Source organism: Streptomyces sp. NBC_01497 (genome assembly GCF_036250695.1).
Lineage (GTDB): Bacteria > Actinomycetota > Actinomycetes > Streptomycetales > Streptomycetaceae > Streptomyces.
Map to the genome: position 1 here is coordinate 6,352,247 of NZ_CP109427.1, position 21,433 is coordinate 6,373,679.

A 21,433-nucleotide genomic window follows, 5' to 3' on the forward strand; every position below is an offset into this window, starting at 1 on the left:
GCCGTTCCTCAGGCGCCGCCGCGTCCGCCGAGCTGGATGCCGGCCATCCGCTTCCACTCGTACGGCCCAGTGGTGACCTTGGCGGCCAGTTCGCCGTCGAAGGCCTCCTGGAGGGCGAGCCCCGCCCCTTCCGCTGCGCGGCGGGCGATGTCGTGCGACGGCGCCACGAGGTCGCCCCAGCCGCCGTCCTCACCGACGAGCACGATGCGCGTGCCCCGCCTGCCGAGGTGCGCGAGCTGGCCCCGCGCACCGCCGTGGCGCGAGCCGAACGCGACGATCTGCTTCGCCAGCCGGGCCGCCGTGCGCGCGGCCTTCGCCTCGCGGCGCCGCTCGGCCGGGTCCGGCTTCTCGGCGGCCGGCGGCTCCTGGACCGCCTCGGCCACGGCCTCGGCGGTGGCACCGGAAGCGGACGTGGACTCGGTCCCGGGCTCCGGCTCGGGGGCGGCTGCGGGCTCCGGCTTCGCTCGCGGCTCGGTCTGCGCTGTGGGTGCGGGGTCCGGTTTCGCTCGCGGTTTGGTCTCCGCCTGGGCCGTGGCATCCGGCTTCGCCTGGGCCGTGGCCTCGGGCTTCGCTTCGCGCGTGGTTTCCGCTGTGCGCTCGGGCTTTGCTTCGGGTGTGGTCTCGGCCGTGGCCTCGGGCTTCGCTTCGCGCGTGGTTTCCGCTGTGCGCTCGGGCTTTGCTTCGGGCGTGGTCTCGGCCGTGGCCTCCGGCTTCGCCGCGGGCGCGGCATCCGCTGTGCGCTCGGGCTTCGCCTCGGGCTTCGCCTCGGGCTTCGCCGTCGCGGTGGGCTCGGCCTCGCGCTCCGGCCCGGGGCCCGCCTCGGACCCGGTCCCGGCCGTCGTGCCGGTGGCCGGCTCGCCCTCGGGGTCCGCCGTGTCCTTCGTGACCGGCTTCGCGTCCTGGTCCTTCGCCGTCGTGACGGCCTCCGGCGTCGCCGCCGTGCCGGGCTTCTCAGCCGCCTCGGACGGCACGGCCGCCTCGGGCTTCGCGGAAGCTCCCGGCTTCTCCTCGGCTTCGGGGGACGACCCCGCCGTCCCGGCGTCCGGGGCCGTCTCCGCCGCCGGGGCCTCGGGCGTCCCGGGGACCTCGTCCTCGGCGCGTCCGCCCTGACCGCTCTCTTCGCTCTCTGCCATGTGCGCAGGCTACCCACCAGTAGCGGGATCAGCGACGCCCCGGGCGGGTGGCTTTGGCCACGCGGTCACCGGGGCGCCGGGCAGGGCTTCGGGCCCGTGCGCGGGGTCAGCGCACGAAGGGGTCCACGGCCACCGCCACGAACAGCAGCGAGACGTAGGTGATGGACCAGTGGAACAGGCGCATCTCCTTGAGCTTCGCGCCGACGACGCCTGCCTTGGCGCGCGCCTGGAGCTTGTGCGCCTCCGCCAGCCACCACGCGCCGGACAGTGCGGCGACCACCGTGTAGAGCCAGCCGGTGTAGCCGAGCGGCGTGAGCGTCAGCGACACCAGGACCATGACCCAGCTGTACGCGACGACCTGCTTGGCGACGGCCGTGTTCGTGGCGACGGCGGGGAGCATCGGTACGCCCACCCGCTCGTAGTCGGTGCGTACCCGCATCATCAGGACCCACGTGTGCGGCGGCGTCCAGAAGAAGATGACGAGGAAGAGGACGACGGCCGCCCACGACATCGAGTCCGTCACGGCCGACCAGCCGATGAGGACCGGCATGCAGCCGGCGATGCCGCCCCAGACCACGTTCTGCGAGGTGCGGCGCTTGAGTCCCATCGTGTAGACGAGCACATAGAAAAGCAGAGCGCCGAGGGCCATCGCCGCCGACAGCCAGTTGATCAGCAAGCCGAACCAGAGCGTCGAGACGACGGCGAGCGTGAGACCGAATACGAGGGCTTCGCGGGGGGAGACCATTCCGGTCACCAGGGGCCGCTGTGACGTCCTGTCCATCAGGGCGTCGATATCACGGTCGATATACATGTTCAGCGCATTGGCGCCGCCCGCGGAGAGATAACCGCCGACGCAGGTCGCGAGGACCAGCCAGAGGTCCGGCACGCCCTGGGCGGCGAGGAACATGACCGGCACGGTGGTGATGAGCAGCAGCTCGATGATCCGGGGCTTCGTCAGCTCCACGAACGCCTTGACACGCGCTCCGAACGGCCGACGGGCCCTCGGGCTCGAAGTCGCGGCGACCCCTGCGGGTCGGGACTCGACGGCCGTCACGTACACCCCTGACAGAGAAATCCCAGCAAGCTCCGGGCGTAGTGAAGCCCCGGTGAAGTCTTGCGCGTACCACGCCACTCTAGACGTTGCCCAGATGCCGTTCTTCGCGGGGGTGGGTCGTGTTGGGGCGCCCCGTGGCCATACGAAAGGCTCACCGGGAGGCAGACTTCCGCCCCGGGCCGCACCCTGGGAATGCAGGGGAAATGCGCGGGAAATGCATGCGTGAGTCCGTCGCGGGCGCAAGGGTAGGCTCGACATCGAACCGGTGCGCCCGCAGGACACCGGCCGCGACATGTGGAGAGGAGCCCTGACTCAGGGTGAGCACCAAGCCGACCACCACAGACCTCGAGTGGACAGAGCTGGACCAGAGGGCGGTCGACACCGTCCGTGTCCTGGCAGCGGATGCCGTGCAGAAGGTCGGCAACGGCCATCCCGGTACGGCGATGAGCCTGGCCCCTGCCGCGTACACCCTCTTCCAGAAGGTGATGCGGCACGACCCCGCCGACGCGGACTGGACCGGCCGTGACCGGTTCGTCCTGTCCGCGGGACATTCGTCCCTGACCCTCTACATCCAGCTCTACCTGGCCGGGTTCGGCCTGGAGCTGGATGACCTGAAGGCCCTGCGGACATGGGGTTCCAAGACCCCCGGGCACCCGGAGTACGGCCACACGGTCGGCGTGGAGACGACGACGGGCCCCCTGGGCCAGGGCGTCGCCAACGCGGTCGGCATGGCCATGGCCACCCGCTACGAGCGCGGACTGTTCGACCCGGACGCCGAGCAGGGCGCGTCCCCGTTCGACCACTTCATCTACGCGATCGCGGGCGACGGTTGCCTTGAGGAGGGCATCTCGGCCGAGGCGTCCTCCCTCGCGGGCCACCAGAAGCTCGGCAACCTGATCCTGCTGTGGGACGACAACCACATCTCGATCGAGGGCGACACGGAGACCGCGGTCAGCGAGGACACCGTCAAGCGCTACGAGGCGTACGGCTGGCACGTCCAGCGCGTGGAGCCGAAGGCGGACGGCGACCTCGACCCGAAGGCCCTGTACACGGCGATCGAGAAGGCCAAGGCCGTCACCGACCGGCCCTCCTTCATCGCGATGCGCTCGATCATCGCCTGGCCGGCCCCGCACGCCCAGAACACCGAGGCCGCGCACGGCTCGGCGCTGGGCACGGACGAGGTCGCCGCCATCAAGCGGGTCCTCGGCTTCGACCCCGAGCAGGACTTCGAGGTCGCCGACGAGGTCGTCGGGCACACCCGCAAGGCGCTCGACCGGGGCCGCGAGGCGCGGGCCGAGTGGGAGAAGACCTTCGCCGCGTGGCGCACCGCGAACCCGGAGCACGCCCAGACCTTCGACCGGGTCGCCTCGGGCGCCCTGCCCGAGGGCTGGGAGGACGCGCTGCCCGTCTTCGAGACCGGCACGTCGCTCGCGACGCGCGCCGCGTCCGGCAAGGTCCTGCAGTCGCTCGGCCCGGTCGTCCCCGAACTGTGGGGCGGCTCCGCCGACCTGGCGGGCTCGAACAACACGACGTTCGACAAGAACTCGTCGTTCCTGCCCGTCGGCAACCCCCTGCCGGAGGCGGACCAGTACGGCCGCACCATTCACTTCGGCATCCGCGAGCACTCGATGGCCGCGGAGATGAACGGCATCACGCTGCACGGCAACACCCGTGTCTACGGCGGTACGTTCCTCATCTTCTCGGACTACATGCGCAACGCGGTACGCCTGTCCGCGCTGATGCACCTGCCGGTGACGTACGTGTGGACGCACGACTCGATCGGCCTCGGCGAGGACGGCCCGACGCACCAGCCGATCGAGCAACTGGCCACGCTGCGCGCCATCCCCGGCCTCAACGTGGTCCGCCCGGCGGACGCGAACGAGACGGTCATCGCCTGGCGCGAGATCCTGCGCCGTTACACCAAGGAGTACGGCAAGGGGCACCCGCACGGCCTCGCGCTGACCCGCCAGGGCGTGCCGACGTACGCGCCGAACGAGGACACGGCACGCGGCGGTTACGTGCTCGCCGAGGCCGAGGGCGGCACCCCGCAGGTCGTGCTCATCGGCACGGGCTCCGAGGTGCAGCTCGCCGTCGAGGCGCGCGAGCGGCTCCAGGCCGAGGGGGTCCCGACGCGCGTCGTCTCGATGCCGTCGGTCGAGTGGTTCGAGGAGCAGAGCCAGGAGTACCGCGAATCCGTCCTGCCGCCGTCCGTGAAGGCGCGCGTGGCGGTCGAGGCGGGAATCGCCCTGACCTGGTACCGGTACGTGGGCGACGCGGGCCGTGTCGTCTCGATCGAGCACTTCGGTGCGTCGGCGGACGGCAAGGTCCTCTTCCGTGAGTTCGGCTTCACCGCCGACGCGGTTCTCGCCGCCGCGCGGGAATCTCTCGACGCCTCCGCACGCTGACGCCAGTACACGACAAGTAGGAGATGCAACCGACATGACAGACGCACTGAAGCGCCTCTCCGACGAAGGCGTAGCGATCTGGCTGGACGACCTGTCACGCAAGCGGATCACCTCGGGCAACCTGGCCGAGCTGATCGACGAGCAGCACGTGGTGGGCGTCACGACGAACCCTTCGATCTTCCAGAAGGCGATCTCCCAGGGCGACGGGTACGACACCCAGCTCACCGAGCTCGCGGCCCGCAAGGTGACCGTCGAGGAAGCCATCCGCATGATCACCACGGCGGACGTCCGCGACGCCGCCGACATCCTGCGCCCCACCTTCGACGCGACGGGCGGCACGGACGGCCGGGTGTCCATCGAGGTGGACCCCCGCCTCGCGCACAACACGCTGGCCACGCTCGCCGAGGCCAAGCAGCTGGCCTGGCTGGTGGACCGGCCGAACACGCTGATCAAGATTCCGGCGACCAGGGCCGGCATCCCCGCGATCACCGAGACCATCGGCCGCGGTATCAGCGTCAACGTGACCCTGATCTTCTCGCTGGAGCGCTACCGGGAGGTCATGGACGCCTACCTGAGCGGACTGGAGAAGGCCAAGGCCGCCGGCCTGGACCTGTCCAAGATCCACTCCGTGGCGTCGTTCTTCGTCTCCCGTGTCGACACCGAGGTCGACAAGCGCCTCGACGCGCTGGGCACCGACGAGGCCAAGGCCGCCCGCGGCAAGGCCGCGGTCGCCAACGCCCGCCTCGCCTACGAGGCGTACGAGGAGGTCTTCGGCAGCGACCGCTGGGCCGTCCTCGACCGCGCGCAGGCCAACAAGCAGCGCCCGCTGTGGGCCTCCACGGGCGTCAAGGACAAGGCGTACAAGGACACGATGTACGTGGACGACCTGGTCGCCCCGAACACCGTGAACACCATGCCCGAGGCGACCCTGTACGCCGTCCAGGACCACGGCTCGATCACCGGCGACGCCGTCCGCGGCACCTACGACCAGGCCCGCGCGGACCTGGCCGCCCTGGAGAAGCTGGGCATCTCGTACAACGAGGTCGTCCAGCTCCTTGAGGACGAGGGCGTCGACAAGTTCGAGTCGGCGTGGAACGACCTGCTCAAGTCGACCGAGGCGGAACTCAAGCGCCTCGCCCCCTCGGAGGGCTGATCCCCTTGACCGCAACCCACGGAGCCAATCCGCTCCGTGACCCCGCGGACCGAAGGCTCCCGCGCATCGCGGGGCCTTCGGGCCTGGTCATCTTCGGTGTCACGGGCGACCTGTCCCGCAAGAAGCTGATGCCGGCGGTCTACGACCTGGCCAACCGCGGCCTGCTGCCGCCGGGCTTCTCACTCATCGGCTTCGCCCGCCGCGACTGGGAGAACGAGGACTTCGCCCAGGTCGTGCACGACGCCGTCAAGGAGCACGCACGTACCGCGTTCCGCGAGGAGGTCTGGCAGCAGCTCAGCCAGGGCATGCGGTTCGTGCAGGGCACCTTCGACGACGACGAGGCGTTCGAGACGCTGAAGTCGACGATCGAGGACCTCGACAAGTCGCAGGGCACGGGCGGCAACTTCGCCTTCTACCTGTCGGTGCCGCCGAAGTTCTTCCCCAAGGTCGTCAAGCAGCTCAAGAAGCACGGGCTCGCCGACCAGAAGGAAGGGTCCTGGCGCCGCGCCGTCATCGAGAAGCCGTTCGGCCACGACCTCAAGTCCGCGAAGGAACTCAACGCGGTCGTCCACGAGGTCTTCCCGCCGCACGAGGTCTTCCGGATCGACCACTACCTCGGCAAGGAGACCGTCCAGAACATCCTGGCGCTCCGCTTCGCCAACACCCTCTTCGAGCCGATCTGGAACCGGTCGTACGTCGACCACGTGCAGATCACCATGGCCGAAGACATCGGTATCGGCGGCCGGGCCGGGTACTACGACGGCATCGGCGCCGCGCGCGACGTCATCCAGAACCACCTGCTCCAGCTCATGGCGCTGACCGCGATGGAGGAGCCCGCCTCCTTCGACGCGGACGCGCTGGTCGCGGAGAAGACCAAGGTGCTCGGCGCCGTACGGCTGCCGAAGGACCTGGGGGCCGACACCGTGCGCGGCCAGTACGCCTCGGGCTGGCAGGGCGGCGAGAAGGCCGTCGGCTACCTCCAGGAAGACGGCATCGACCCCAAGTCGAAGACCGACACGTACGCCGCGATCAAGGTGGAGATTGAGAACCGCCGCTGGGCGGGCGTCCCGTTCTATCTCCGTACCGGCAAGCGCCTCGGCCGCCGCGTCACCGAGATCGCGGTCGTCTTCCAGCGCGCGCCGCACTCGCCCTTCGACCACACGGCGACCGAGGAGCTGGGGCAGAACGCCCTCGTCATCCGCGTTCAGCCGGACGAGGGCGTGACGATGCGGTTCGGCTCCAAGGTGCCCGGTACCTCCATGGAGGTACGGGACGTCTCGATGGACTTCCAGTACGGCGAGTCCTTCACCGAGTCCAGCCCCGAGGCGTACGAGCGACTCATCCTCGACGTGCTGCTCGGCGACGCCAACCTCTTCCCGCGCACGGAGGAGGTCGAGCTCTCCTGGAAGATCCTCGACCCGATCGAGGAGTTCTGGGACAAGCACGGCAGGCCCGCCCAGTACGAGTCCGGGACCTGGGGTCCCGCCGAGGCGGACGAAATGCTCGCACGAGACGGACGGAGCTGGCGGCGGCCATGAAGATCGACCTCACGGACACCACGTCCAGCAAGATCAACAAGGCGCTGGTCCAGGGCCGGAAGGCCATCGGGTCACCCTCGGTCGGCATGGTCCTCACCCTGGTCGTCGTCACCGACGAGGAGAACGCGTACGACGCCCTGAGGGCCGCGAGCGACGCGTCGAGGGAACACCCCTCGCGCATGCTCGTCGTCGTCAAGCGCCCCTCGCGCTCCCCGCGGGACCGCGCCAACGCGCGCCTCGACGCCGAGGTGCGGGTCGGCGAGGACGCCGGCATCGGCGAGACGGTCATCCTCCGGCTGTACGGCGAGGTCATCGACCACGCCCAGTCGGTGGTGCTGCCGCTGCTGCTGCCCGACGCCCCGGTCGTCGCCTGGTGGCCGGTGAACTCGCCGCCCAGCCCGGCCAAGGACCCGCTGGGCGCGCTGGCCCAGCGTCGCGTCACGGACTCCTACACCGCGCAGAGCCCGGTCGAGGAGCTCAAGGAACGCGCCGCCGTCTACACGCCGGGCGACACGGACCTGGCATGGAGCCGGATCACCCCGTGGCGTTCCATGCTCGCCGCCGCCCTCGACCAGGTGACCTGCAAGGTCACCTCGGTCGAGGTGGAGGGCGAGCAGGACAACCCGAGCTGTGAACTGCTCGGGATGTGGCTGGCCGACCGCCTCGGCGTGCCGGTGCGGCGCGCCGTGTCCAAGGGCCCTGGGCTCACCGCCGTGCGGATGGAGACCACCTGCGGTCCGGTCTCCATCGACCGAGCCGACGGCTCCCTCGCGACCCTCTCCATCGAGGGCCAGCCCGACCGCGCGGTGGCGCTCAACCGCCGCGAGACGGCCGAGCTGATCGCGGAGGAACTGCGCAGGCTCGACCCGGACGACACGTACGCGTCGACGCTGCGCTTCGGCGTGGACCGGCTCGCCGAGTCGTCGGCCGGGGCACCGGCGGGCGACACGGCCAAGGACGGTGCGGCGCCGGCCGCGAAGAAGACCGCGGCCAAGCGGGCGGCGTCCAAGTGAGCACGACGCCGCAGCTCGTCGTGCATCGCGACAAGGAGCTGATGGCGTGCGCCACGGCGGCGCGGCTGATCACGAAGATCGTGGACGCGCAGGCGTCGCGCGGCTCCGCGTCGGTCGTCCTGACCGGCGGGCGCAACGGCAACGGCCTGCTGGCCGCGCTGGCGTCGTCGCCCGCGCGGGACGCGGTCGACTGGTCGCGGCTCGACCTGTGGTGGGGTGACGAACGCTTCCTCCCCGAGGGGGACAGCGAGCGCAATGTCACCCAGGCACGCGACGCGCTGCTCGGCAGTGTCCCGCTCGACCCGAAGCGGGTGCACGCGATGGCCGCCTCGGACGGCCCGTACGGCAGCGACATCGAGGCGGCCGCGGCCGCCTACGCCGCCGAACTGGCCGCCGCGGCGCGGCCCGAGGACCACGCACAGGTACCGTCGTTCGACGTCCTGATGCTGGGCGTGGGGCCCGACACCCATGTCGCGTCGCTGTTCCCCGAGCTGCCCGGCGTACGGGAGAGCGAACGCACGGTGGTCGCCGTGCACGGGGCTCCGAAGCCGCCGCCGCTGCGCATCTCGCTCACGCTGCCCGCCATCAGGGCGGCACACGAGGTGTGGCTGCTCGCGGCGGGCGAGGACAAGGCCGAGGCAGCGGAGATCGCGCTGTCCGGCGCCGGCGAGATCCAGGCTCCCGCGGCGGGTGCGACCGGCAGGGCGCGCACGCTGTGGCTGCTGGACGAGGCGGCGGCGTCGAAGCTGCCGCGCGCGCTCTACCCGCCGGCCTCCGCCTGAGGCACGGGCATACGGGCGTACCTGACGGCCCGGTCCCCCTCCCGCGATCAGCGGGGGAGGGGCCGGGCCGTCGGCGTGCCCCTCCTCGGCTGAGCCGTGCGGGCCCGCGCCGGGGGCGTCGGGGGGAGGTGCCGCCTCGCCGCGCGGTTCAGACGTTCGCGCCGTCCAGCAGGCGCAGGAGGTGCGCCGCGCGGTGTTCCGCGGCGCCGGGCGGATTGCGCGAGCCCGGCCCCGAGGCGTCCCCGAGCAGCAGGAAGAGCCATACGAGGGAGAGCAGCCTGCGGCAGTCGTCGTAGCGGGCGGCCTCCGCGCGCGTCAGCGGGAAGTGCCCCAGGAACAGGGGGACGTCGAGCCCGCCCTCCTCGCGGCTGGACACGTGCTCGGTGATCTCGGCCAGTTCGAAGGCGCGGTCGCTGCGGCCCGAGTCCTCGAAGTCGACGGCGCGTACCCGCTGCCCGTCCCACAAGTAGTTGGCGAGGTTGCCGTCGCCCGGGCCGAATACCACCGGTACGCCGGGCGGATCGTCCTCGCCCACGCGGCTGGAGCCCAGCCAGGAGATCCCGCGCTCGACGGCCTGCGCCGCCACCCCCCGTGTCCGGTCCGCGTGGCCTTCGGCGAGCCAGCCCGGGACGCGGCGCAGCAGTGCGGACGCGCGGTCCGGCCGGGGCGGCAGGGACCGCACCGCGCCGGGCGGTACGCACGTGTGCAGCCGCCGTACGGCCCGGGCGAGGGCGGCGGTACGGGCGGGGTCCGCGAGCGCGCCGCGCAGCGGGGTCCCCGGCAGCCGTGACATGACGATCACGGGACGCTCGACGGCCGGGTCCGACGCGAGGGGCACGGGTGCGAGGCCGGGTGCGTGGATGTGGAGCAGGCACAGGGCGCGCCACTCGCGCGCGTGTTCCGCGTGGTCGCCGGGGCGGAACGTCTTGACGACCCGCTCCCCGTCGGCCTCGACGGTGTGCGTGCTCCAGACCACGTCGTGCGGCGCCGGGCCGTCAGACCTTCGCGGCGAGCGGGAGGTGGGCCTGGGCCGGCACCTCGGGCACGGCCGACGGGCGCTCCCGAAGGCTCACCGCGACCCGCACCACCCCGATCCACACCGCGCAGATCCCCAGCATGTGCACCCCGACGAGGAGTTCGGGCACCCCGGTCGCGGACTGGACGACCCCGATGACGCCCTGGGCGAGCAGGACCAGCAGGAAGTTGCGGGCGAGCACGCGGGTGTCGTGCGGCGCGTCGACGACGTGCAGCCCGATCCACAGGGCGGCGGACATCGCGACGACGAGGCACGCGAGGCCCCCGTGCACGTACACCGTGTCCAGCCAGTCGAACGGCATCCGCGGCACCTTGGTGCTGTCGCCCGCGTGGGTACCGGAGCCCGTCGCCGCGGTGCCCGCGGCGATCAGGACGGCCGTCGCGAGGACCATCCACGCCGTGAGGCGGCGCAGCGGCAGCGGGGCGCGCGGCCGGGCGGGCAGGTCACCCTCGCGAAAGCGCAGCCAGGCCAGGGTGGTGACGGTGACGAAGACCATGGCGAGCAGCAGATGGCCCGCGACCGTCCAGGGGTTGAGCTTGACGAGGACGGTGATGCCGCCGAGCACCGCGTTGGCGACGACCAGCCAGAACTGCGACCAGGCGAGCCGGGTGACGCTGCGCCTGCGGGGCTTCGCGCAGCGGGCGGCGATGATCGCCCACCCGACGACGACGCAGAGCAGGTCGGTCAGCATGCGGTTGCTGAACTCGATCGCGCCGTGCAGGCCGAGCGCGGGGGTCGCCGTGAGGCTGCCGTCGGAGCACTTGGGCCAGGTGGGGCAGCCGAGACCCGAGCTGGTCAGGCGGACCGCGCCGCCGGTGACGACGATGACCACGCTCATCACCACCGCGGCCAGCAGCGAGTAGCGGACCAGACGGTCGGAGGGCGTCCAGCGCGCGGCCAGGAAGGCCAGGGGGTTACGGGCCGCTTCGGCCACATCCGCCCGGGTGACGTTCGGCATGACAGTCATCGTATGCGGCCGCTTGTGCAGGTTTTCACGAGGGGGTGGCCGGATCGCCGCCCGTGGGCCGCTCCACCGCGCCGCCGGTGGGCGGGCCCGCCGTGGCGGGGTCATTCCCAGCGGAAGAACGCGCCCGCAGCGCCGAGCCCGGCCACACTCCAGCCGGCCAGGATGCCCAGATCGCCCCAGGGCATCGACGCGCCGTGCTGGAGCACGTCCCGCAGCCCGCCGGACAGCGCCGCGATCGGCAGCAGCTGGAGCACCTCGCGCGCGCCGTCGGGGAACGTGTCGAGCGGCACGATCACCCCGCCCGCGACCAGCAGCAGGATGAACACCAGGTTCGCCGCGGCGAGTGTCACCTCGGCCTTCAGCGTGCCCGCCATCAGCAGGCCGAGCCCGGAGAACGCCGCCGTGCCGAGGACCAGCAGCAGGGCCACCGCGCCCGGGTCGCCGTGCGGGGACCAGCCGAGCAGCAGTGCGATGACGCTCAGCAGCGCGACCTGGAGGAGCTCCGTCACGAGCACGCACAGCGTCTTCGCGGTCATCAGGCCCCAGCGCGGCAGCGGCGACGCGCCGAGCCGCTTGAGGACGCCGTAGCGGCGGTCGAAGCCGGTCGCGATGGCCTGCCCGGTGAAGGCGGTGGACAGGACGGCGAGGGCCAGGATGCCGGGCGCGAGGAAGTCCACGGACCTGCCCCGGCCGGTGTCCACGATGTCGACCGTCGAGAACACGACCAGCAGCAGTGACGGGATGATCACCGTCAGCAGCAGCTGCTCGCCGTTGCGCAGCAGCAGCTTCGTCTCGAACGCGGTCTGCGCCGCGATCATCCGGGCGAGCGGGGCCGCGCCGGGCGCCGGCGCGTAGGTGCCCGTGCCGGTGGTGGTGCTGGTGCCCGTGCCCACGGGCCCGGCGGTGGTGCTCATCGGCGCAGCTCCTTGCCGGTCAGTTCGAGGAAGACGTCCTCCAGGGTGTGCCGCTCCACGGCGATGCCCTCCGCCATCACCCCGTGCTGCGCGCACCAGGAGGTGACGGTGGCGAGCAGCTGCGGATCGACCGTGCCGGTGATCCGGTACGCGCCCGGCGTCAGCTCGGACGCGCCCGAGCCGTCGGGAAGTGCCTTGAGCAGCGAACCGACGTCGAGCCCGGGCCTGCCGGTGAAGCGCAGGGTGTTCTCCGCGCCGCCCTTGCACAGCTCCTCGGGGTCGCCCTGGGCGACCACGCGCCCGGCGTCCACGATGACGACGTCGTCGGACAGGCTCTCGGCCTCGTCCATGAAGTGGGTGGTCAGCACGGTGCTGACGCCGTCCGCGCGCAGCTCGCCGATCAGCTCCCAGGTCGCGCGGCGGGCCTGCGGGTCGAGGCCCGCGGTCGGCTCGTCGAGGAACACCAGTTCGGGGCGGCCGACGACGGCGAGCGCGAGGGCGAGCCGCTGCTGCTGCCCGCCGGACAGCCGACGGTAGGTGGTGCGGCCCAGGGAGCCGAGGCCGAGGCGCTCGATCAGCGCGTCCACGTCCAGCGGATTCGCGTGCAGCTTCGCCATGTGGCGGAGCATCTCCTCGGCGCGGGCGCCGGAGTACACGCCACCCGACTGGAGCATCACGCCGATCCGGGGTCGCAGCCGCGCCGCGTCCGCGACGGGGTCGAGCCCGAGGACGCGCACGGTGCCCGCGTCGGGTCGGCGATAGCCCTCGCAGGTCTCTATGGTGGTGGTCTTGCCCGCACCGTTGGGCCCGAGCACCGAAGTCACCGTGCCCGCGCGCACCAGCAGGTCCAGGCCGTCCACCGCGGTCGTGTTCCCGTAACGCTTGACCAGGCCCCGGATCGACACGACGGGGTCGGACCCGCTGTCCGGGAAGTCGCTGTGCATGGCCGAAGTCTAGGCAGCGCCCCTGGGACGGCCGACCACGGGGGACCGGGACCGCTCCTTAGGTGACCCTAAGTGACGCAGGGCACCGTTGATCGTGGCGGACCGTGGTTGTCATCCCGCCGGGAATTACGCAACAATGGCGTTGTGAAATACGTCGGCGAGACTCGGGAGGCCCCCATGGGGACCCCGCAGGACGATCTGGCGACCGGTGAGCACTCCACGCGCGGCCGCGTCGCGCGGTCCATCCTGGACCACGGCCCCTCGACGGTCGCCGAGCTGGCGGACCGCCTGGGGCTGACCGCCGCGGCCGTGCGCCGCCATCTCGACGCACTGGTCGCCGACACCGTCGTGGAACCCCGCGAGAAGCGGGTCTACGGCTCGCGGGGGCGCGGGCGCCCCGCGAAGGTCTTCGCGCTGACCGACTGCGGCCGGGACGCCTTCGACCAGTCCTACGACAAGCTCGCCGCCGACGCCCTGCGCTGGATCTCCGCCGCCGCGGGCGGCGCCGAGAAGGGCGAGGCCGCCGTCGCGGCGTTCGCCCGCGCCAGGCTCGCCGCCCAGACCGAGGCGTACCGCGCCCCCGTGGAAGCGGCGGCCCCCGCCGGACGGGCCGAGGCCCTCGCGGACGCGCTGAGCGCCGACGGATACGCGGCCACCACCCGCGCGGCGCCGAACGGGCAGGGTGAGCAGCTCTGCCAGCACCACTGCCCGGTCGCCCACGTCGCCGAGCAGTTCCCGCAGCTGTGCGAGGCCGAGACGGAGGCCTTCTCCCAGCTCCTCGGCACGCACGTGCAGCGGCTCGCGACCATCGCCCACGGCGACGGCGTGTGCACCACCTTCATCCCGGGGACGCCGGACGCCGCCGCCCCCCACTTCGACCCCACTACTGAACGCACTGCCGGGAGGAACCCCGCATGACGCTCCCCACGGAGACCGCACACCCCGAGCTCGACGGCCTGGGCACGTACGAATTCGGCTGGGCCGACTCCGACACCGCGGGTGCCGCGGCCAAGCGCGGCCTCTCCGAAGAGGTCGTCCGCGACATCTCGGCGAAGAAGAACGAACCCGAGTGGATGCTGAAGCTGCGCCTCAAGGGCCTCAAGCTGTTCGGCAAGAAGCCGATGCCCAACTGGGGCTCGGACCTGTCGGGCATCGACTTCGACAACATCAAGTACTTCGTACGCTCCACGGAGAAGCAGGCGGAGTCCTGGGACGACCTGCCCGAGGACATCAAGAACACGTACGACAAGCTCGGCATCCCCGAGGCGGAGAAGCAGCGCCTCGTCGCCGGTGTCGCCGCGCAGTACGAGTCCGAGGTGGTCTACCACCAGATCCGTGAGGACCTGGAGGCGCAGGGTGTCATCTTCCAGGACACCGACACGGCGCTCAAGGAGCACCCGGAGCTGTTCAAGGAGTACTTCGGCACCGTCATCCCGGTCGGCGACAACAAGTTCGCGTCGCTGAACACCTCGGTGTGGTCCGGCGGTTCCTTCATCTACGTGCCGAAGGGCGTGCACGTCGACATCCCGCTCCAGGCCTACTTCCGTATCAACACGGAGAACATGGGCCAGTTCGAGCGGACGCTGATCATCGTCGACGAGGACGCCTACGTCCACTACGTCGAGGGCTGCACGGCCCCGATCTACTCCTCGGACTCGCTGCACAGCGCCGTCGTGGAGATCATCGTCAAGAAGGGCGGCCGCTGCCGCTACACGACGATCCAGAACTGGTCGAACAACGTCTACAACCTCGTCACCAAGCGTGCCGTGGCGTACGAGGGCGCGACCATGGAGTGGGTCGACGGCAACATCGGCTCCAAGGTCACCATGAAGTACCCGGCCGTCTACCTGATGGGCGAGCACGCCAAGGGCGAGACGCTCTCCATCGCGTTCGCGGGCGAGGGCCAGCACCAGGACGCCGGCGCCAAGATGGTGCACATGGCGCCCAACACGTCGTCGAACATCGTCTCCAAGTCGGTGGCGCGCGGCGGCGGCCGGACCTCCTACCGCGGCCTGATCGAGATCGGCGAAGGCGCCGCGGGCTCCAAGTCCAACGTTCTGTGCGACGCGCTGCTGGTCGACACCATCTCCCGCTCCGACACGTACCCCTACGTGGACGTGCGCGAGGACGATGTGTCGATGGGCCACGAGGCGACCGTCTCCAAGGTCTCGGAAGACCAGCTGTTCTACCTGATGAGCCGCGGTCTGTCCGAGTTCGAGGCGATGGCGATGATCGTGCGCGGCTTCGTCGAGCCGATCGCCAAGGAACTCCCGATGGAGTACGCGCTGGAACTCAACCGGCTGATCGAGCTGCAGATGGAGGGATCGGTCGGCTGACGCCGCGCCGCCCCGACACCGAGACAGCACCAGAGACAGACAGAGAGAACACGACGACAGCCATGGCTGAGGCCCAGAATTCCCCCGCTCCGGCGGGTTCCACGACCACCGGCGCGATCGCGGTGGCGGCGGAGTCCACCGTGGCGACGCGCATGAGCGCGTCCCCCTCGTACGACGTCGGTGACTTCCCCGTACCGCACGGCCGCGAGGAGGAGTGGCGGTTCACCCCGCTGGAGCGCCTGCGCGGACTGCACGACGGCACCGCCACCGCCGACGGCCGCATCCGCGTCGAGGTGAGCACGCCCGCCGGGGTCACCCAGGAGACCGTGGGCCGCGACGACCCGCGCGTCGGCAAGGCCGGTGTCCCGGCGGACCGCGTCGCGGCCCAGGCGTACTCCTCGTTCGAGAAGGCGTCCGTGGTCTCGGTCCCCAAGGAGACCGTGTTGAGCGAGCCGATCAGGATCGCCCTGCACGGCCAGGGCGGCACCGCCTTCGTGCACCAGGTGATCGAGCTCGGCGCGTTCGCCGAGGCCGTGGTCGTGCTCGACCACACCGGTGACGCGGTCGTCGCGGCCAACGTCGACTTCCTCGTCGGCGACGGCGCCAAGCTGACCGTCGTGTCCGTGCAGGACTGGGACGAGAAGGCCGTCCACGTCGCGCAGCACAACACGCTCGTCGGCCGCGACGCCTCGTTCAAGTCGGTCGTCGTGACCTTCGGCGGCGACGTCGTACGGCTCCAGCCGCGCGTCGCGTACGCGGGCCCCGGCGGCGAGGCCGAGCTGTTCGGCCTGTACTTCACCGACCAGGGCCAGCACCAGGAGCACCGCCTCCTCGTCGACCACAACACGCCGCACTGCAAGTCCAACGTCGCCTACAAGGGCGCGCTCCAGGGCGAGGGCGCGCACGCGGTGTGGATCGGCGACGTGCTGATCAGGGCGGCCGCCGAGGGCACCGACACCTACGAGATGAACCGCAACCTCGTCCTCACGGACGGGGCGCGCGTCGACTCCGTGCCGAACCTGGAGATCGAGACGGGCGAGATCGCGGGCGCGGGACACGCGTCCGCCACCGGCCGTTTCGACGACGAGCAGCTGTTCTACCTGATGGCGCGCGGCATCCCGGAGGTCGAGGCCCGGCGCCTCGTCGTCCGCGGGTTCTTCGCCGAACTGGTCCAGCAGATCGGCCTGCCGGACGTCGAGGAGCGTCTGCTCGGCAAGATCGAGACGGAGCTGGAGGCGTCCGTCTGATGGCCTTCGCCCGCGTCTGCGCCCTCAGCGAGCTGGAGGACGGCATGCCGAAGCGCGTCGAGCTCGAAGGCGTCCCCGTCTCCGTCGTCCGTACGGAGGGCGAGGTGTTCGCGATCAACGACATCTGCTCGCACGCGAACGTCTCCCTCTCCGAGGGCGAGGTGGAGAACTGCCAGATCGAGTGCTGGCTGCACGGTTCCAGCTTCGATCTGCGTACCGGCAAGCCGTCCGGACTGCCCGCGACGCGCCCCGTCCCCGTATACCCCGTACAGATCCAAGGGGACGATGTGCTCGTCTCCGTCACCCAGGAGACCTGAGTCACCCATGGCAACGCTCGAAATCAACGACCTGCACGTCACCGTCGAGGCGGAAGGCGGCCCCCGCGAGATCCTCAAGGGCGTCGACCTGACCGTCAGCCAGGGCGAGACGCACGCCATCATGGGCCCCAACGGCTCCGGCAAGTCGACGCTCGCCTACTCCCTCGCGGGACACCCCAAGTACACGATCACCGGCGGCACCGTCACCCTCGACGGTGAGGACGTCCTGGCGATGACCGTGGACGAGCGGGCCCGCGCCGGCATCTTCCTCGCCATGCAGTACCCGGTCGAGGTGCCTGGCGTCTCCGTCTCCAACTTCCTGCGCACGTCCGCGACGGCCGTGCGCGGCGAGGCCCCCAAGCTGCGCACCTGGGTCAAGGAGGTCAGGGAGACGATGGAGCGGCTCCAGATCGACCCGGCGTTCGCCGAGCGCAACGTGAACGAGGGCTTCTCCGGCGGTGAGAAGAAGCGCCACGAGATCCTCCAGCTCGAACTGCTCAAGCCGCACATCGCGATCCTCGACGAGACCGACTCCGGCCTCGACGTGGACGCCCTGCGCATCGTGTCCGAGGGCGTCAACCGCGTCCGCGAGACCGGCTCGGTCGGCACGCTGCTGATCACCCACTACACGCGGATCCTGCGCTACATCAAGCCCGACTTCGTGCACGTCTTCGCGCAGGGCCGCATCGCCGAGTCCGGTGGCGCGGAGCTCGCCGACAAGCTGGAGAACGAGGGCTACGAGGCCTACGTGAAGGGAGGCGTAACGGCGTGACTCAGACGCGGGAACTGCAGGGCCTGCTGGACACGGAGGCGATCCGCAAGGACTTCCCCATCCTCGACCGGATCGTCCACGACGACCGCAAGCTCGTGTACCTGGACAACGCCGCGACGTCGCAGACGCCACGACAGGTCCTCGACACGATCACCGGGTACTACGAGCGGCACAACGCCAACGTGCACCGCGGCGTCCACGTCCTCGCGGAAGAGGCCACGGCGCTGTACGAGGGCGCGCGCGACAAGGTCGCGTCGTTCATCAACGCCCCCAGCCGTGACGAGGTGATCTTCACCAAGAACGCCTCGGAGTCGCTGAACCTGGTCGCCAACATGCTGGGCTGGGCCGACGAGCCGTACCGCGTCGACGCCGACACCGAGATCGTCATCACGGAGATGGAGCACCACTCCAACATCGTGCCGTGGCAGCTGCTCTCGCAGCGCACCGGCGCGAAGCTGAAGTGGTTCGGCCTCACCGACGACGGCCGCCTCGACCTGTCGAACATCGAGGAGGTCATCACCGAGAAGACGAAGATCGTCTCCTTCGTGCTGGTCTCCAACATCCTCGGCACGCACAACCCCGTCGAGGCGATCGTCCGCAGGGCGCAGCAGGTCGGCGCGCTCGTGATGATCGACGCGTCGCAGGCCGCACCGCACATGCCGGTGGACGTCCAGGCGCTCCAGGCGGACTTCGTCGCCTTCACCGGACACAAGATGCTCGGCCCGACCGGCATCGGCGTCCTGTGGGGCCGCCAGGAGCTGCTGGAGGACCTGCCGCCCTTCCTCGGCGGCGGCGAGATGATCGAGACCGTGTCGATGCACTCGTCGACCTACGCGCCGGCCCCGCACAAGTTCGAGGCCGGTACGCCGCCGATCGCGGAGGCCGTGGGCCTCGGCGCGGCCGTGGACTACCTCACGGCCATCGGCATGGACAAGGTCCTCGCGCACGAGCGGGCACTGACCTCATACGCCGTCGAGCGGCTGCTGCGGGTGCCCGATCTGCGTATCATCGGCCCCGCCACGGCCGAGGAGCGCGGCGCCGCGATCTCGTTCACGCTCGGCGACATCCACCCGCACGACGTGGGCCAGGTGCTCGACGAGCAGGGCATCGCGGTCCGGGTCGGCCACCACTGCGCGCGCCCCGTCTGCCTGCGGTACGGAATTCCCGCGACCACCAGGGCGTCGTTCTATCTGTACTCCACCCCGGCCGAGGTGGACGCCTTGGTCGACGGCCTGGAGCACGTCCGTAACTTCTTCGGATAGGGACAGGGCGAGAGTGAAACTGGATTCGATGTACCAGGACGTCATCCTGGACCACTACAAGCACCCGCACGGGCGCGGTCTGCGGGACGGCGACGCCGAGGTGCACCACGTCAACCCGACGTGCGGCGACGAGATCACGCTGCGCGTGCGCTACGACGGCTCGCGCATCGCGGACGTCAGCTACGAGGGGCAGGGCTGCTCCATCAGCCAGGCCAGCGCCTCGGTGCTGAACGACCTGCTGGTCGGTAAGGAACTCGCCGAGGCACAGCAGATCCAGGGCACGTTCCTGGAGCTGATGCAGTCCAAGGGCCAGGTCGAGCCCGACGACGCGATGGAGGAGGTGCTGGAGGACGCGGTCGCGTTCGCCGGCGTCTCGAAGTACCCCGCCCGCGTGAAGTGCGCCCTGCTGAGCTGGATGGCCTGGAAGGACGCGACAGCCCAGGCCCTGGGCGAGAGCGCACAGAAGGAGAGCGCATGAGCGAGAACGAGACCCTGATGAAGCCGGCCTCGGAGGACGAGGTCCGCGAGGCGCTGTACGACGTCGTCGACCCCGAACTGGGCATCGACGTCGTCAACCTCGGGCTGATCTACGGGGTGCACATCGACGACGACAACACCGTCACCCTGGACATGACCCTGACGTCGGCGGCCTGCCCGCTGACCGATGTGATCGAGGACCAGGCGAAGTCGGCCACCGAGGGCATCGTGAACGAACTCCGGATCAACTGGGTCTGGATGCCGCCGTGGGGCCCCGAGAAGATCACGGACGACGGGCGCGAGCAGCTGCGCGCGCTCGGCTTCAACGTCTGAGCGATCCGAGCGGGCCGCGAGGCGCGCCCCGGTGAGCGGGCCCACAGGGCCCCGGGGCGGCGGGTGTCACACCCGCCGCCCCGGGGCCCTGTTCCGTGTGCGCCCGGACCCGGTTTGGCCAGGACAGTATGTTCCGCTTTAAATGAACTGTTCGAATACGGGTCGCGCGGGGTCCCCCGCGCGCCGACGGCGGGTTCACGGCCGGTTCACGGCGTTCTGCGCCGTGCGCCGGACGCGGGACGGCGGCGACGAGGCGCGGGCGGGTGCCGCCGCGCGCGGAGCCGGGAGAGCGAGAACTGGAGAGCAGTCATGGCGGGGTTCGGCTTCGGGTGGAAGCTGCACGGCGACGGCAAGCACCTGGGGCCGGGAGACATCGTCAGGCCGGGTGAGCGGCTGACCTGGGGGCGCACCGTCGGCCTCGGCGCCCAGCACGTGGTGTCGATGATCGGCGCGTGCTTCGTCGCGCCGGTCCTGATGGGGCTCGACCCCAGTCTGGCGCTGATGGCGTCCGGCGTGGCGACGGCGCTGTTCCTGCTGACCACGCGGGGTCGCGTGCCCAGCTACCTCGGCTCGTCGCTGTCGTTCGTCGGCGTCTCGGCCGCGATCGCGGGCCAGGGCGGCGACACGGGAACGCTGACCGGCGCGATGCTCGTGGTCGGCGCCTGCCTCGCGGGCTGCGGCATCGCCGTCCAGGTGCTCGGCGCCCGGATCATCCACGCCGTCCTCCCGCCGCCGGTGACCGGCGCGGTCGTCATGCTGATCGGCTTCAACCTGGCGCCCGTCACGGCCGCCACCTACTGGCCGCAGGACCAGTGGACGGCACTCGCCACCATGGTCTTCACGGGCCTCGCGCTGGTCGTGCTGCGCGGCTTCTGGTCTCGGATCGCGATCTTCCTCGGCCTCCTGTTCGGCTACGCGCTGTCCTGGGTCCTCGACCGCACGGCCGGCCGGATCCACTCGGCGGACGGCTCCGGCAAGGTCGTCGACCACTGGCGCGTCGACTTCTCCGGCGTCGGCAGGGCCGACTGGATCGGCCTCCCGCACTTCCACGGGCCGAACTTCACCGGCTCCGCGGTCCTGGTCGCGCTGCCCGTCCTCGTCGCGCTGCTCGCCGAGAACACCGGGCACATCAAGGCGGTCGGCGAGATGACCGGCGACACGCTCGACGACACGATGGGCAAGGCGATCGTCGCGGACGGGGCGGCGACCGTGCTGTCGACGGCGTTCGGCGGCCCGGCCACCACGACGTACGCGGAGAACATCGGCGTCATGGCCGCGACCCGCGTCTACTCGACGGCCGCGTACTGGGCCGCCGCCTGCTTCGCCCTGCTGTTCGGGCTCTGCCCGAAGTTCGGCGCGGTCGTCGCCGCCATCCCCGGCGGTGTGCTCGGCGGCATCACCGTCATCCTGTACGGCATGATCGGCCTGCTCGGCGCCCAGATCTGGATCCGCAACAAGGTCGACTTCTCGCAGCCGCTGAACCTGGTCCCCGCGGCGACCGGAGTGATCATCGGCGTCGGCGGTGTCTCGCTGAGGATCACCGGCGACTTCGTCCTGAGCGGCATCGCGCTGGGCACACTCGTCGTACTCACCTCGTACCACGGGCTGCGCTGGCTGTCGAAGACCGCGGGCACGCCCCAGCCGCCGCTGCTCGACGGCGGGACGGCCGGGTACGGCGCGGAGCCCGAGGAGCCCTCCGTACCGGGCGGCCCCGGGCGCGGCGCCGACGGCCAGGACCTGCCGTGACCGT

At 71.0% G+C, this 21,433-nt stretch carries 20 protein-coding genes; 14 read left to right on the forward strand and 6 right to left on the reverse strand.

The features are described 5' to 3' along the window. Positions 1–8: 8 nt before the first annotated feature. Positions 9–290, reverse strand: coding sequence for a hypothetical protein (locus OG310_RS26800; protein ID WP_329460401.1), 282 nt, complete (start codon positions 288–290; stop codon positions 9–11). 949 nt (positions 291–1,239) lie between these two features. Continuing rightward, complete coding sequence (locus OG310_RS26805) at positions 1,240–2,187, reverse strand: heme o synthase (protein ID WP_329458422.1); 948 nt, start codon at positions 2,185–2,187, stop codon at positions 1,240–1,242. 317 nt (positions 2,188–2,504) lie between these two features. Here OG310_RS26805 and tkt point away from each other — a divergent pair, with 317 nt between their 5' ends. Genes tkt through pgl form a run of 5 tightly spaced genes read left to right on the forward strand, consistent with a single transcriptional unit; the run spans position 2,505 to position 9,078 of the window. Beyond that, on the forward strand, positions 2,505–4,592 hold the full coding sequence (tkt, locus tag OG310_RS26810) for a transketolase (protein ID WP_329458423.1): 2,088 nt from the start codon (positions 2,505–2,507) through the stop codon (positions 4,590–4,592). Positions 4,593–4,626: 34 nt separating this feature from the next. After that, complete coding sequence (gene tal, locus OG310_RS26815; RefSeq protein WP_329458424.1) at positions 4,627–5,745, forward strand: transaldolase; 1,119 nt, start codon at positions 4,627–4,629, stop codon at positions 5,743–5,745. A 5-nt stretch (positions 5,746–5,750) separates the two neighbouring features. Next, a complete protein-coding gene (gene zwf, locus OG310_RS26820) occupies positions 5,751–7,283 on the forward strand; it encodes a glucose-6-phosphate dehydrogenase (protein WP_329458425.1) in 1,533 nt (510 codons plus the stop codon). After that, a complete protein-coding gene (gene opcA, locus OG310_RS26825; protein WP_329458426.1) occupies positions 7,280–8,296 on the forward strand; it encodes a glucose-6-phosphate dehydrogenase assembly protein OpcA in 1,017 nt (338 codons plus the stop codon). The genes zwf and opcA overlap by 4 nt, the downstream gene beginning before the upstream one ends. Further along, positions 8,293–9,078 carry a 6-phosphogluconolactonase gene (gene pgl / locus OG310_RS26830; RefSeq protein ID WP_329458427.1) on the forward strand — a complete coding sequence of 262 codons (786 nt, stop codon included), beginning with the start codon at positions 8,293–8,295 and terminating at the stop codon, positions 9,076–9,078. The genes opcA and pgl overlap by 4 nt, the downstream gene beginning before the upstream one ends. 148 nt (positions 9,079–9,226) lie before the next feature. Here pgl and OG310_RS26835 read toward each other — a convergent pair whose 3' ends face one another. The 4 genes from OG310_RS26835 to OG310_RS26850 form a co-directional block, all read right to left on the reverse strand. Beyond that, positions 9,227–10,054 carry a phosphotransferase family protein gene (locus tag OG310_RS26835; RefSeq protein ID WP_329458428.1) on the reverse strand — a complete coding sequence of 276 codons (828 nt, stop codon included), beginning with the start codon at positions 10,052–10,054 and terminating at the stop codon, positions 9,227–9,229. A 19-nt stretch (positions 10,055–10,073) separates the two neighbouring features. Continuing rightward, on the reverse strand, positions 10,074–11,081 hold the full coding sequence (locus OG310_RS26840; protein ID WP_329458429.1) for a COX15/CtaA family protein: 1,008 nt from the start codon (positions 11,079–11,081) through the stop codon (positions 10,074–10,076). Positions 11,082–11,182: 101 nt separating this feature from the next. Then, on the reverse strand, positions 11,183–11,995 hold the full coding sequence (locus OG310_RS26845) for an ABC transporter permease (protein ID WP_329458430.1): 813 nt from the start codon (positions 11,993–11,995) through the stop codon (positions 11,183–11,185). Further along, complete coding sequence (locus OG310_RS26850; protein ID WP_329458431.1) at positions 11,992–12,939, reverse strand: ABC transporter ATP-binding protein; 948 nt, start codon at positions 12,937–12,939, stop codon at positions 11,992–11,994. Before OG310_RS26850 ends, OG310_RS26845 begins: the two co-directional genes overlap by 4 nt. Before the next feature lie 144 nt (positions 12,940–13,083). On the opposite strand from OG310_RS26850, the gene OG310_RS26855 reads away from it, so the two are divergent. The 9 genes from OG310_RS26855 (at position 13,084) to OG310_RS26895 (ending at position 21,429) form a co-directional block, all read left to right on the forward strand. Next, the gene (locus OG310_RS26855) at positions 13,084–13,857 is read left to right on the forward strand and encodes a helix-turn-helix transcriptional regulator (protein ID WP_329458432.1); all 774 of its coding nucleotides are present in this window, start codon (positions 13,084–13,086) and stop codon (positions 13,855–13,857) included. After that, positions 13,854–15,275 carry a Fe-S cluster assembly protein SufB gene (sufB, locus tag OG310_RS26860; protein ID WP_329458433.1) on the forward strand — a complete coding sequence of 474 codons (1,422 nt, stop codon included), beginning with the start codon at positions 13,854–13,856 and terminating at the stop codon, positions 15,273–15,275. Before OG310_RS26855 ends, sufB begins: the two co-directional genes overlap by 4 nt. Before the next feature lie 62 nt (positions 15,276–15,337). Further along, positions 15,338–16,522, forward strand: coding sequence for a Fe-S cluster assembly protein SufD (sufD, locus tag OG310_RS26865; protein WP_329458434.1), 1,185 nt, complete (start codon positions 15,338–15,340; stop codon positions 16,520–16,522). Next, a complete protein-coding gene (locus OG310_RS26870; RefSeq protein ID WP_329458435.1) occupies positions 16,522–16,839 on the forward strand; it encodes a bifunctional 3-phenylpropionate/cinnamic acid dioxygenase ferredoxin subunit in 318 nt (105 codons plus the stop codon). Before sufD ends, OG310_RS26870 begins: the two co-directional genes overlap by 1 nt. A gap of 7 nt (positions 16,840–16,846) precedes the next feature. Continuing rightward, positions 16,847–17,611, forward strand: coding sequence for a Fe-S cluster assembly ATPase SufC (sufC, locus tag OG310_RS26875; RefSeq protein WP_329458436.1), 765 nt, complete (start codon positions 16,847–16,849; stop codon positions 17,609–17,611). After that, complete coding sequence (locus OG310_RS26880) at positions 17,608–18,873, forward strand: cysteine desulfurase (RefSeq protein WP_329458437.1); 1,266 nt, start codon at positions 17,608–17,610, stop codon at positions 18,871–18,873. Before sufC ends, OG310_RS26880 begins: the two co-directional genes overlap by 4 nt. Positions 18,874–18,886: 13 nt before the next feature. Next, complete coding sequence (gene sufU, locus OG310_RS26885) at positions 18,887–19,351, forward strand: Fe-S cluster assembly sulfur transfer protein SufU (protein ID WP_329458438.1); 465 nt, start codon at positions 18,887–18,889, stop codon at positions 19,349–19,351. Then, positions 19,348–19,683, forward strand: a complete 336-nt coding sequence (locus tag OG310_RS26890; RefSeq protein ID WP_329458439.1) for a metal-sulfur cluster assembly factor — start codon at positions 19,348–19,350, stop codon at positions 19,681–19,683. Before sufU ends, OG310_RS26890 begins: the two co-directional genes overlap by 4 nt. Positions 19,684–19,992: 309 nt before the next feature. Continuing rightward, the gene (locus OG310_RS26895; protein WP_329458440.1) at positions 19,993–21,429 is read left to right on the forward strand and encodes a uracil-xanthine permease family protein; all 1,437 of its coding nucleotides are present in this window, start codon (positions 19,993–19,995) and stop codon (positions 21,427–21,429) included. The last annotated feature ends 4 nt before the right edge of the window (positions 21,430–21,433 follow it).

Bases quoted from the DNA above. Each gene is read 5' to 3' on its own strand.
- OG310_RS26895 (WP_329458440.1), top strand. From the start codon at position 19,993: ATGGCGGGGTTCGGCTTCGGGTGGAAGCTGCACGGCGACGGCAAGCAC.
- OG310_RS26870 (WP_329458435.1), top strand. From the start codon at position 16,522: ATGGCCTTCGCCCGCGTCTGCGCCCTCAGCGAGCTGGAGGACGGCATG.
- OG310_RS26850 (WP_329458431.1), bottom strand. From the start codon at position 12,939: ATGCACAGCGACTTCCCGGACAGCGGGTCCGACCCCGTCGTGTCGATC.
- sufB (WP_329458433.1), top strand. From the start codon at position 13,854: ATGACGCTCCCCACGGAGACCGCACACCCCGAGCTCGACGGCCTGGGC.
- opcA (WP_329458426.1), top strand. From the start codon at position 7,280: ATGAAGATCGACCTCACGGACACCACGTCCAGCAAGATCAACAAGGCG.
- OG310_RS26890 (WP_329458439.1), top strand. From the start codon at position 19,348: ATGAGCGAGAACGAGACCCTGATGAAGCCGGCCTCGGAGGACGAGGTC.
- sufC (WP_329458436.1), top strand. From the start codon at position 16,847: ATGGCAACGCTCGAAATCAACGACCTGCACGTCACCGTCGAGGCGGAA.
- OG310_RS26845 (WP_329458430.1), bottom strand. From the start codon at position 11,995: ATGAGCACCACCGCCGGGCCCGTGGGCACGGGCACCAGCACCACCACC.
- sufD (WP_329458434.1), top strand. From the start codon at position 15,338: ATGGCTGAGGCCCAGAATTCCCCCGCTCCGGCGGGTTCCACGACCACC.
- tal (WP_329458424.1), top strand. From the start codon at position 4,627: ATGACAGACGCACTGAAGCGCCTCTCCGACGAAGGCGTAGCGATCTGG.
- OG310_RS26840 (WP_329458429.1), bottom strand. From the start codon at position 11,081: ATGACTGTCATGCCGAACGTCACCCGGGCGGATGTGGCCGAAGCGGCC.